The sequence below is a fragment of the Agrobacterium sp. 10MFCol1.1 genome (assembly GCF_000381165.1).
Lineage (GTDB): Bacteria > Pseudomonadota > Alphaproteobacteria > Rhizobiales > Rhizobiaceae > Agrobacterium > Agrobacterium tumefaciens.
This window is the reverse complement of sequence record NZ_KB906075.1, coordinates 262,479-274,671: the sequence shown is the minus strand read 5'-3', so window position 1 is coordinate 274,671 and position 12,193 is coordinate 262,479. Positions and strand designations below refer to the sequence as shown.

Genomic DNA, 12,193 nt, shown 5'->3' with positions numbered 1-12,193 from the left:
CTTGCCTCTTGACCCGCGCGCATTACCTGTCCATGTCGAATTATAAAGAAGGCGAATTGCGGCATTATGCCGTGACCCGGCTATGTTAACGGACCAGTTCCAGAGAAAAACAATATGAATGTCGTCGTCGTAGAATCTCCTGCCAAAGCCAAGACGATCAACAAGTATCTTGGTCCGGGCTACAAGGTTCTTGCATCCTTTGGCCACGTCCGGGACCTTCCCGCCAAGGACGGATCTGTGCTGCCCGACCAGGACTTCGAAATGTCCTGGGAGGTCGATAGCGCATCCGCCAAGCGCATGAAGGACATTGCCGACGCGGTGAAATCCTCCGACGGCCTGTTTCTCGCAACCGACCCGGATCGCGAGGGTGAAGCGATTTCCTGGCATGTGCTTGATCTCTTGAAGAAGAAGCGCGTTCTCGGCGACAAGCCGGTGAAGCGCGTGGTCTTCAACGCCATCACCAAAAAGGCGGTACTGGACGCGATGGCGAACCCGCGCGACATCGACGTGCCGCTGGTCGATGCCTATCTTGCCCGCCGTGCGCTGGATTATCTTGTCGGTTTCAACCTGTCGCCGGTTTTGTGGCGCAAGCTGCCGGGCGCCCGTTCCGCCGGCCGCGTGCAGTCCGTTTCGCTGCGTCTCGTCTGCGACCGCGAAGCCGAGATCGAGCGTTTCGTCTCCGAGGAATACTGGAACATCAGCGCGCTGCTGAAGACACCGCGCGGTGACGAGTTCGAGGCGAAGCTGGTTTCCGCCGATGGCAAGAAGCTGCAAGGCCGTTCGATCAAGACAGGAGATGACGCCAACCGCCTGAAGGCGCTCCTTGAAGGCGCGACCTATATTGTCGATACGGTCGAGGCGAAACCCGTCAAGCGCAATCCCGGCCCGCCCTTCACCACCTCGACGCTGCAGCAGGCTGCCTCCTCGCGCATGGGCTTTTCGGCCTCGCGCACCATGCAGGTGGCCCAGAAGCTTTATGAAGGTATCGACATCGGCGGCGAAACCGTTGGTTTGATCACCTATATGCGTACCGACGGCGTGCAGATGGCGCCGGAAGCGATCGATGCCGCACGCCGCGCCATCGGCGAGCAGTTCGGCGACCGCTATGTGCCGGAAAAGGCGCGCTTCTACTCGACCAAGGCAAAGAACGCGCAGGAAGCGCACGAAGCCATCCGTCCGACCGATTTTAACCGCACTCCTGATCAGGTGAAGCGTTACCTCGATGCCGACCAGTTGCGTCTTTACGACCTGATCTGGAAGCGCGGCATTGCGAGCCAGATGGCATCTGCCGAAATCGAACGTACCACGGTGGAAATCCTTGCCGACAAGGACGGTGAAAAGGCCGGGCTTCGTGCTGTTGGTTCCGTCATCCGCTTCGACGGCTTCATCGCCGCCTATACCGACCAGAAAGAAGATGGCGAGCAGAGCGACGACGGTGACGATGAAGGCCGCCTGCCACAGATCAATGCGCGCGAGAACCTCGCCAAGCAGAAGATCAACGCCAGCCAGCACTTCACCGAGCCGCCGCCGCGTTATTCGGAAGCATCGCTCATCAAGAAGATGGAAGAACTCGGCATCGGCCGTCCTTCCACCTATGCGGCGACACTGAAGACGCTAAGCGACCGCGAATATATCATCATCGACAAGCGCAAGCTCATTCCCCATTCGCGCGGACGGCTGGTGACGGCTTTCCTCGAAAGCTTCTTTGCCAAATATGTCGAATACGACTTCACCGCCGATCTGGAAGAAAAGCTCGACCGCATTTCCGCGGGCGAACTGGACTGGAAGCAGGTGCTGCGCGATTTCTGGAAGGATTTCTTCGCGCAGATCGAAGATACCAAGGAGTTGCGCGTTACCAACGTGCTGGATGCGCTCAATGAAGTTCTGGCCCCGCTGGTCTTCCCCAAGCGTGAGGACGGTTCCGATCCGCGCATCTGTCAGGTTTGCGGCACCGGCAACCTTTCGCTGAAGCTCGGCAAATATGGCGCTTTCGTCGGTTGCTCCAATTATCCGGAGTGCAACTTTACCCGCCAGCTCACGTCCGATGGTTCGGAAGCCGAAGCTTCCGTATCCAATGAGCCGAAAGCGCTGGGTGCCGATCCGATGACCGGCGAGGAGTTGACGCTTCGGTCTGGCCGTTTCGGCCCGTACATCCAGCGCGGCGATGGCAAGGAAGCCAAGCGCTCCTCGCTGCCCAAGGGCTGGAAGCCTGAGGACATCGACCACGAAAAGGCGCTGGCGCTCATCAACCTGCCGCGCGATATCGGCAAGCATCCCGAGACCGGCAAGATGATTTCCGCCGGGCTTGGCCGCTACGGACCCTTCCTGTTGCATGACGGTTCCTATGCGAACCTCGAAAGCATCGAAGACGTGTTCTCGATCGGCCTCAACCGTGCCGTTACCGTCATTGCCGAGAAGCAGAGCAAGGGACCGGGGCGCGGCCGCAACGGCACGCCCGCGGCGCTGAAGGAACTGGGTGATCACCCCGATGGCGGCCCGATCACTGTCCGCGACGGGCGTTACGGCGCTTACGTCAACTGGGGCAAAGTTAACGCCACCATTCCAAAGGGGCAGGATCCGACCTCCGTGACGCTGGACGAATCGCTGGTGCTGATTGCCGAGCGTATCGCCAAGACAGGAACCGGCGGCAAGCCCGCCAAGGCCAAGAAACCTGCTGCCAAGAAGGCCGATGGCGACACAGCCGCAAAGCCGAAGGCGACAAAAGCCAAGGCCGCAACGAAAAGCAAGACGGCTGCCAAGCCGAAGGCCGCAGCCAAACCCAAGAAGGCAGAATCGTGAGCAAGGCGCCGCGTCAGAGACAGGGTTCCGCCAGCGACGGCTTCGGACGTACCGGGCGCGGCAAGCGGGCAAATGAAGGTGAAGGCATCATCCATGGCGAGGTGCCTTCCCGCGAAGTGCTGCTGAAATTCATCGCCGAGCATCCGCAGCAGGCCTCCAAGCGCGAAATCGCCAAGGCTTTCGGGCTGAAGGGCGACGACCGCGTTGTGCTCAAGGCACTGCTGAAGGAGCTTGAAACCGATGGCATGGTGCAGAAGAGCCGCAAGACGCTGACGCGACCGGGTGGCCTGCCGCCGGTGACGGTTCTCGACATCACCACCCGCGACAAGGATGGCGAATTGATCGGCCGGCCTGCCGAATGGCCTGAAGATCAGGGCGCGGCCCCCGCCGTGCTCATCCGCCAGTCCTCGCAGGATCGCAATAAGAAAGCCCCTGCCGCCGGTCTCGGCGATCGCATTCTGGCAAAAATATTCCCTTCCAAGGACAGCGTCGGCCCGGCCTACACGGCACGCGTCGTCAAGCTGATCGACCGTCGTCAGAACGCATTGCTTGGCGTGTTCAAGGAAACGGAAGGCGGCGGCGGACGCCTGATGCCGATCGACCGGCGCGGCGAGGAAATGGTCATCGACCCCGAGGGTGTCGGCGATGCCAAGGACGGCGACCTGATCGAGGTGGAAACCTCGCGCAACAGCGGTCGTTACGGCCTGACACGCGCAAAGGTTCTTTCGGTCGTCGGCTCAGTCGCCTCGGAAAAGGCGATCTCGATGATCGCGATCCATGCCCACGGTATTCCGCACATCTTCCCGCCGAATGTTCTGGCCGAGGCGGATGCCGCAAAACCCGCGACCATGTCGCACCGCGAAGACTGGCGCGACCTGCCGCTGATTACGATCGATCCGGCCGACGCCAAGGACCATGACGACGCGGTCTATGCCGAACTCGACCCCTCGCCCGACAATCCTGATGGAGTGATCGTCACCGTCGCTATCGCCGACGTGTCCTGGTATGTGCGATCAGGCGCACCGCTCGACCGCGAGGCGCTGAAGCGTGGTAACTCCGTGTATTTCCCTGATCGTGTCGTGCCGATGCTGCCGGAACGCATCTCCAACGATCTCTGCTCGCTGAAGGAAGGCGTCGACCGTCCTGCCCTTGCTGTGCGGATGACCTTCTCGAAGGAAGGCCGCAAGGCGAGCCACACTTTCCATCGCATCATGATGAAGAGTGCCGCCAAGCTCTCCTACCAGCAGGCGCAGGCCGCAATCGACGGCCGCCCGGACGACAAGACCGGCACGCTGCTGGAGCCGATCCTGAAGCCGCTGTGGCACGCCTATGCCGTGATGAAGCGCGGCCGCGATCGCCGCCAGCCGCTGGAACTCGACATGCCGGAGCGCAAGATCCAGCTCAGGCCCGACGGCACTGTGGACAAGGTAGTCATTCCCGAACGCCTCGACGCGCACAAGCTGATCGAGGAAATGATGATCCAGGCGAACGTCGCTGCCGCAGAGACCCTGGAAAAGAAAAAGCAGCGGCTGGTCTACCGCGTGCATGACGCCCCCACACTTACCAAGCAGGAAGTGCTGCGCGAATTCCTCGGCACCATCGGCATTTCCATGGCCAAGGGTGTCGCGATGCGCGCCAATTCCTTCAACGGCATTCTGGCGCGCGCACTCGACACGCCGCACCAGATCATGGTCAACGAGATGGTGCTGCGCAGCCAGAGCCAGGCGATCTACAGCCCGGAAAATATCGGCCATTTCGGCCTCAACCTGATGAAGTACGCGCATTTCACCTCACCGATCCGCCGTTATGCCGACCTGATCGTACATCGGGCGCTGGTCGGATCGCTAGGCCTCGGCGAAGGCGGCATCACCCCGCAGGAAGAGGCGACGCTTGACGATATCGCCGCCGAAATCTCGACCTTCGAGCGCCGCGCCATGGCCGCAGAGCGCGACACCATCAACCGGCTGATCGCGCACCATCTTTCCGAGCGCGTCGGTGAGGAGTTCGATGGCCGCGTCGCGGGTGTCACCAAGGCGGGACTATTTGTCGCGCTGCCGCAGTTTGGCGCCGACGGGTTTGTTCCTATATCTACACTTGGAACCGACTATTTCCTCTACGACGAAGCCCATCAGGCTCTGACGGGGGAAAAGACGGGTCTCGGTTATCAACTCGGCGATACGGTTCAGGTGCGGCTTGCAGAAGCGGTACCCTTGGCTGGTGCGCTGCGGTTTGAAATGCTGAGCCCGGGGCGCAAGATGCCGGTCGGCTCGCGGTCGTTCCACAAGGCAGGCCGGCGGACATCACGTCCTTCCGCCAAGCCGGGAACAAGGCCGCCGAGAGGACGTCGGTAACAAGACCGCGTCAAGCGGTTAAGACAAACGGGAGAAGGACTTCAGGATGAGTGCAAATCAGGGCTCGGAAACGGTTACCTTCGGAGATGGAAGCGCGGAGCGTCCGCTTGGCCGCTCGATCATGCGGGGCATGGCCAATCGCTGCCCGGCCTGTGGCAGCGGTCGCCTGTTTCGGGCCTTCCTGAAGCCAGTGGACAATTGCGCGGCCTGCGGCGAGGAAATGCATCATCACCGCTCCGACGACCTGCCGCCCTATATTTCCATCGTCATCATCGGCCATATCGCCGTTGGCGGCTTCATGATGACCGATCTCGTGCTTTCCGTTCCCATGTGGGTACACTTCGCCATCTGGGTGCCTATCACCATTCTGGCCGCGCTTCTGACGCTGCAACCGATCAAGGGTGGTGTCATCGGCCTGCAATGGGCACTTAGAATGCACGGCTTCGACGGAAAACAGCCAAAAGTGCAGATAGACGGCTCCTCCCACTGACGGCGGGCGGGAATTTGCAAGTGTCCGAGCTTCCCTCGAACACCCAGGCGGCGAGCGGCCCGTTGCGGCCGCGCGATGCCGCCTCGATCATCCTGTTTGATCGTTCCGGCCCTGCTATTCGCGTGCTGATGGGCCGGCGCAGTAACGCCCACATATTCATGCCCGGCGCTTACGTGTTTCCCGGCGGCAAACGCGATCCACGCGACCACGCCCTGCCCTTCTCCGGCGATCTGCACCCCGCCGTGCTGCGCAGCCTCACCTCGTCTGCCGCGCGCCGCCTGAGCGCTGCCGGGGCACGGGCGCTGGCGCTTGCCGCCGCGCGCGAGCTCGTGGAGGAAACCGGCGTCGATATGGGCATGGACGCTGATGGTCCGGATCTTTCGCGTTTTCGATATGTGGCGCGCGCAATCACCCCGCCCGGCAATATCAGGCGTTACGACACGCGATTCTTTTGCTGTTACGCCGACGAGTTGCGGCTGGATACCCGGCTAATCAGGGATTCAGATGAGCTGCACAATGTGCAATGGCTTGACATGACAGCGCTTTCCAGTCTGAACATGCCGAAAATCACACGCACGGTTCTCGAAGATGTCACAAAACTCATGATAGGTGATCCGTCACTGCCCTTTGAAAGCCCCGCGCGGCTCTATGTCACGCGCCACGGCCGATTCATTCGAGACTTTGTATAAAGGCCGTCATGTCACAAATGAAATGCGAAGCGGACGCCATTCACTGGCCCTCACTGATCGCCGCCATCTCCGCCATCAGTGCGGTCGGTGTCGCCATCGGCCTGGGCCTGCCGCTCCTGTCGATCATCCTTGAGAAGCGCGGCATCTCCTCCACCATGATCGGGGTAAATTCGGCAATGGCCGGCGTTGCGGCGATGATGGCAGCGCCGGTGACCACCAAGATCGCCCATGATTTCGGCGTGGCGCGAACGATGCTATTTGCCGTTGTCGTGTCGGCCCTGAGTGCGCTCTGTTTCTATTTCGCCGACGCCTTCTGGATGTGGTTTCCGCTGCGAATCGTCTTCCATGGCGCAACCACCACGCTGTTCATCCTCTCCGAATACTGGATCAACATGACCGCACCGCCGAAAAAACGCGGCATGGTTCTCGGCATCTATGCCACCGGACTTGCGGTTGGCTTTGCGGTTGGCCCATTATTGTTTTCCGTGGTCGGCAGCGATGGCATCCTGCCATTTCTGGTCGGGGCGGCAATCATCCTGCTTGCCGCGATCCCGATCTTCCTTGCGCGCGGCGAAAGCCCGGAGCTGAGCGAAAGGCCGAACCACCATTTCGCCCGTTATATATGGCTCGTGCCGATGGCTTCTGCGGCGGCCTTCGTGTTCGGCGCCGTGCAAGCCGGCGGTCTGTCGCTCTTTCCCATCTATGCGACCCGCGAAGGCTTCAACGAATCGCAGGCGGCACTTCTGCTGACCGTGATGGGCATCGGCAACATGGTCTTCCAGATACCGATCGGCCTGCTTTCGGACCGGATGAAGGACCGGCGCACAATGCTGGCGCTGATGGCCTTTGCGGGCGTTTGCGGCACGCTGGCGCTGCCCTTGCTGGTGGATAGATGGATTCTCGTCGCGGCCCTGCTGCTGTTCTGGGGCGGCCTCGTATCCGGCATGTATACCGTCGGCCTTACCCATCTGGGATCGCGTCTCAAAGGGGCCGATCTGGTGGCCGCCAACGCCGCCTTCATCTTCTGCTATGCCATGGGCACTATAGCCGGACCACAGGCCGTCGGCATTTCCATGGATGTTGCGGGTACCGATGGTTTCGCCTGGGCGCTTGCCGTGTTTTTCGGGCTTTACGTGGTGCTTTATGCCTTCCGTTTTGTTTTCAGGGCAAAACAGACTTGACTTTTCAGGCGCGATACGTAGTTTCGCGCCAGATTTAGCCGAGGTGAGAAGCGCCTGCGGCTTCTCTTTTGTTTAAAGGCAGGACGACCATGGCGAAAGCTACAACAATCAAGATCAAGCTGCTGTCGACAGCCGACACCGGTACCTTCTACGTCACCACCAAGAACAGCCGTACGTTCACGGACAAGATGACGAAGACGAAGTATGACCCGGTTGTACGCAAGCACGTTGAATTCAAGGAAACCAAGATCAAGTAATTCTTGATCGGGTTCTCCGGCAAAAGCGCGCCCAACGGGCGCGTTTTTTGTTTGTACAGAAAGGATTGCCGCCAACGGCATTCTTTGCGCCAGCGCCCTCGCAAGGCCCGCCACGGGCCAACGAATCGCAACCTTCCTAGTTGCGGTTCTTGAGTTTGGAACCCAGTCGGCGCTATCGGCACTGCGGGAAAGCTCTTTATCACCGTCTCGCCTAACCAGCGTCTCGCCTAACCAGCGCCTCATCGGCCAAATGCGCCAACCGCTGCGACAGCGCGCAGCCGGATGCGCTGCGCTATAAGCGGCAGCACAAGCACAGAATATTTTCGGAGATAAGGCGGTCGGCCAACGATGTGATCACGGCACGAGGAACCGATTCGGACATCGTCAGCCGACCGACCCCACGATCCAGGAGATGCGGCGGACCTGAGCATCATGGGGCATTCAAAATACGCAATACCAGCCCCTGACGACCGAAACATCAGCGGTGTAAACCGCTATCGTTTCTTCATCACTAGACGGAAAAACCGCCGGAAGAACTGTTATTCTCGATTGGGAGTGTGCGCAGAAGTAAAATAAAAATCAACAAATTCTTAAGCCAGAGATACATCACCTGGAAAACATGGTTAAATATACAACGCTGGCACACTATAGTTCCGTGAGCGATTGAATTCAACGTATTTTTCAACTTGAACTCTATTAACCCTGTTAGACTTCACCCCCTCATTGCAAGAAGATAAAATACTGGCAAGGTCAGGGACTTTGCGCTCGCCACAGTTTGCCGTCAGGTCTTTGGGCGGCTATCAATAACAATAAATGTCGAAAGTCTCAAAAGGCGGCACGGATTGTCAGCGTCATGGTTCTGCGCCTTTAGGCGGCGGCCGCCACGACGCGGTTGCGTCCTGTGTGTTTCGCCTCATAGAGCGCCCTGTCGGCCTGCTTCAGAAGCTCGTCCGGCGCGCCGAATGCTCCGCTGCTGGTGGCGATGCCGAGCGAAGCCGTGATACTCAACTCGCGGTCGATGGAACGAACGTGAAACGGCTTGTCCTCGATGATTGCCCGCAGGCGTTCGGCAACGCTTGTGGCAAGCTCCATCGGCGTGTCGGGCATCACAACCACGAATTCCTCTCCGCCATAACGGCAGGCAAGATCGGCGCCGCGCACCGTGCTGCGGATGCGGGCTGCAAACTCGCGCAGAACCTCATCGCCGACATCGTGGCCATAGGTATCGTTGACCAGCTTGAAGCGGTCGATATCGGTCATGCAAATGGAAATCGGGCGGCCACGCACGGCGGCGCGGTCGAAAAGTATTTTCAGGTGATTGTCGAGATAACGGCGATTGTTAAGACCAGTCAGCCCATCGACGATAGCAAGCTCCATCGTGTGCTGGAGATTGAGCCGCAGATGCTCGTTATAGCGCTTGCGCCGGATCTGCGTCAGAGACCGGGCGACAAGTTCGTTGGGATCGATCGGGCGGAGAATATAATCGTTCACGCCAAGATCGAGCGCCCGCGCCACCATGTCGTCCGCCCCCTGTTCCGCTACCAGAAGCAACGGCAGGAACCGGGTACGCTCCAGCGAACGAAGCTGCGAACATAGTCTCAGCGGATCGTAATCCTCAAAATTGGAATTGACGATGACAAGCTCGAAGGGGTTGCTCGCGGCCTTCAACAGGGCCGCCTGAGGCTCCGTGACGGCATCGACCTCGGCAACCGGCTTCAGCGCCCTGACGATGCGTTCCTGCGAGCTGGCGCGGCCATCCGCCACCAGAACGCGGCCAGGCGTCTGCATGAGGCCATCGCTGCGCAGCATCTCCTCGATACCGATCTCGCGCGCGGTCTCGGCCCGCAGCCGCAATTCGTCACTGACGGCCTTGAGGCGCACGAGGCTTTTGACACGGGCGATCAATTGAAGGTCGTTAACGGGCTTGGTAAGAAAATCATCCGCGCCGGCTTTCAGGCCGCGCACGCGGTCTGAGGGCTGATCGAGTGCGGTGACCATGACAACAGGAATATGCGCCGTTTTCGGATTGGCCTTCAGCCGTTCGCAGACCTCGAAACCGTCCATGCCAGGCATCATGATGTCCAGCAGGATGATATCGACCTGTTCCTGGTCGCAGATATCAAGCGCCTTGAAACCATCCTCGGCGGTTACGACGTCGAAATATTCCGCGACAAGCCGGGCTTCGAGAAGCTTTACGTTTGCGGGTATGTCGTCAACAACCAGAACTCTCGCCGTCATAACAGTTCCCCAACCGCCTTACGCATCGCCTAGATAGGTCTTGATGATTTCGATGAATTTCGGAACGGAGATCGGCTTGGACACATAGGCCTCGCATCCGCCCTGACGAATGCGCTCCTCATCCCCCTTCATGGCGAAGGCGGTTACCGCGATGACCGGAATGACGTGCAGCTCGTCATCTTCCTTCAGCCATTTCGTCACCTCCAGCCCGGAAACCTCCGGCAGCTGAATATCCATGAGAATGAGGTCGGGACGGTGCTTGCGGGCAAGATCCAGCGCTTCCATGCCGTTGCGCGTCTGGATCGTCGTATAGCCAGACGCCTCGATCAGGTCACGAAAGAGCTTCATATTCAGCTCGTTGTCTTCGACTATCATGACCTGCTTGGGCATGGTGGGCAGTCCCCGTTTCGCTTTGAAACCTTCTCCCAGACATATAGGGTGCCAGAGAACCGATTCCATCGTCCATTTGTTGCGCAAGGCTAGAACGATTTGGTTTCAAAATAGGTAACTTCGGTAGAGAAATGCTGAGAGATACAAAAAACAAAGACAATGCCGGAAAAGATCCGCAAGAAACGGCGGCCGCCATACTTGGCTGGCTGGCAAACGAGCCGGAAATGCTCGGGCGTTTTCTGGCGCTGAGCGGATTGCAGGCCAATATGCTGCGTCACGCCGCCCACGATCCCGGCTTTCTGGCGGGGCTCACCGATTTTCTGATGAGCCACGAACCAGACCTCATGGCCTTCTGCGCGGCGACCGACACATCCCCCGAAACGGTTGCCGCCGCCTGGCACCATTTTTCCGGCCCGGGGCTGGATTCGGGTGAGTATTGACAGGCCACCCCTTGAGCCACCGTCACGGCCGGAGTATGGTTGGCGACGTTCTGGTTTTGTTTTCGGCCCATGTCCACGTCGCATCTCTATGATCCCGGTTTTTGCCGCGACTGTCTGGCCGGCCAGCCAGCGGGCCTGAGGCGTTGTCGCGCCTGTGGCAGTCCCCGCCTCGTCTACCATGACGAACTCTACGACCTCAGCATCGCCCATATCGATTGCGACGCCTTTTACGCCTCCGTTGAAAAACGGGACAATCCCGAGCTTGCCGACAAGCCGTTGATCATCGGCGGCGGAAAACGCGGCGTGGTTTCCACTGCCTGCTACATTGCCCGCATCCAAGGCGTGCGCTCCGCCATGCCGATGTTCAAGGCGCTGGAAGCCTGTCCGGACGCCGTGGTCATCAAGCCCGACATGGAAAAATACAGCCGCGTCGGCCGTCAGATCCGAACAATGATGCAGGATTTGACGCCGCTCGTGCAGCCGCTTTCCATAGACGAGGCGTTTCTCGATCTTTCCGGAACGGAGAGGCTGCATCACGATCCACCTGCCCGGGTTCTGGCGAAATTTGTGAAACGGGTGGAAAAAGAAGTGGGCGTGACCGTCTCGGCCGGGCTGTCCTATTGCAAATTTCTGGCCAAGGTCGCGTCCGACCTTAAAAAACCGCGCGGTTTTTCGGTGATCGGCGAAGCGGAAGCGCTTTCCTTTCTGGCAGCACGGCCGGTCACGACGATATGGGGCGTTGGAAAGGCGTTTGCGGCGACGCTCGAGGCGGACGGCATCCGCATGATCGCGCAGTTGCAGGAGATGGAGGAAGGCGACCTGATGCGCCGCTATGGCGTGATGGGACAACGGCTGTTCCGGCTTTCGCGCGGCATCGATGAACGGCACGTGCACAATAACGACCCCGTGAAAAGCGTGTCTTCCGAGACCACCTTCTTCAACGATATTTCTCGCCACGAGGACCTCGTACCGATCCTGCGGTCGCTTTCCGAAAAAGTTGCCTGGCGCCTGAAGAAGAGCGGCATTTCCGGCCAGACGGTTGTACTGAAAATGAAGACGGCCGATTTCAAACTCCGCACCCGCAACCGCAAGCTTGATGACCCTACCCAGCTTGCCGACCGCATATTCCGTACCGGCCTTTCGCTGCTTGCGAAAGAAACCGACGGCACCAAGTTTCGCCTGATCGGCATAGGCGTCAGTGATCTGCGCGATGCGGACCTTGCCGATCCTCCCGATCTCGTCGACAGGCAGGCGGAACGGCGGGCGGCGGCGGAAGCGGCAATGGACAAGCTGCGCGACAAGTTCGGCAAGGGCAGCGTCGAGACCGGCTACACTTTCGGCACACGCAAATAGCGGCC

At 59.6% G+C, this 12,193-nt stretch carries 10 protein-coding genes; 8 read left to right on the top strand and 2 right to left on the bottom strand.

The genetic code is table 11. From position 1 onward, the window contains the following. Positions 1-114 precede the first annotated feature (114 nt). From topA to rpmG, 6 genes are all read left to right on the top strand, one after another. Entirely contained in the window at positions 115-2,799 is a 2,685-nt protein-coding gene (topA, locus tag F617_RS0112565; RefSeq protein ID WP_003512719.1) for a type I DNA topoisomerase, read from the top strand. Further along, complete coding sequence (rnr, locus tag F617_RS0112560; RefSeq protein WP_019565490.1) at positions 2,796-5,150, top strand: ribonuclease R; 2,355 nt, start codon at positions 2,796-2,798, stop codon at positions 5,148-5,150. Before topA ends, rnr begins: the two co-directional genes overlap by 4 nt. Positions 5,151-5,196: 46 nt before the next feature. After that, positions 5,197-5,640, top strand: coding sequence for a DUF983 domain-containing protein (locus F617_RS0112555; RefSeq protein ID WP_003512717.1), 444 nt, complete (start codon positions 5,197-5,199; stop codon positions 5,638-5,640). 20 nt (positions 5,641-5,660) lie between these two features. Then, positions 5,661-6,329 carry an NUDIX domain-containing protein gene (locus F617_RS0112550; protein ID WP_019565489.1) on the top strand — a complete coding sequence of 223 codons (669 nt, stop codon included), beginning with the start codon at positions 5,661-5,663 and terminating at the stop codon, positions 6,327-6,329. A 17-nt stretch (positions 6,330-6,346) separates the two neighbouring features. Next, positions 6,347-7,510, top strand: a complete 1,164-nt coding sequence (locus tag F617_RS0112545; protein WP_019565488.1) for an MFS transporter — start codon at positions 6,347-6,349, stop codon at positions 7,508-7,510. 89 nt (positions 7,511-7,599) lie between these two features. Further along, the gene (rpmG, locus tag F617_RS0112540; RefSeq protein WP_003496403.1) at positions 7,600-7,767 is read left to right on the top strand and encodes a 50S ribosomal protein L33; all 168 of its coding nucleotides are present in this window, start codon (positions 7,600-7,602) and stop codon (positions 7,765-7,767) included. A gap of 867 nt (positions 7,768-8,634) precedes the next feature. On the opposite strand, the gene F617_RS0112535 is transcribed toward rpmG, so the two are convergent. Continuing rightward, positions 8,635-10,005 carry a PleD family two-component system response regulator gene (locus tag F617_RS0112535; protein ID WP_019565487.1) on the bottom strand — a complete coding sequence of 457 codons (1,371 nt, stop codon included), beginning with the start codon at positions 10,003-10,005 and terminating at the stop codon, positions 8,635-8,637. 18 nt (positions 10,006-10,023) lie between these two features. Then, entirely contained in the window at positions 10,024-10,395 is a 372-nt protein-coding gene (locus F617_RS0112530) for a response regulator (RefSeq protein ID WP_003496409.1), read from the bottom strand. Positions 10,396-10,526: 131 nt separating this feature from the next. Here F617_RS0112530 and F617_RS0112525 point away from each other — a divergent pair, with 131 nt between their 5' ends. Together F617_RS0112525 and F617_RS0112520 are read left to right on the top strand one after the other, a co-directional pair. Beyond that, a complete protein-coding gene (locus tag F617_RS0112525; protein ID WP_019565486.1) occupies positions 10,527-10,835 on the top strand; it encodes a DUF3572 domain-containing protein in 309 nt (102 codons plus the stop codon). A 69-nt stretch (positions 10,836-10,904) separates the two neighbouring features. Further along, positions 10,905-12,188, top strand: a complete 1,284-nt coding sequence (locus F617_RS0112520; RefSeq protein ID WP_019565485.1) for a DNA polymerase IV — start codon at positions 10,905-10,907, stop codon at positions 12,186-12,188. Positions 12,189-12,193 lie beyond the last annotated feature (5 nt).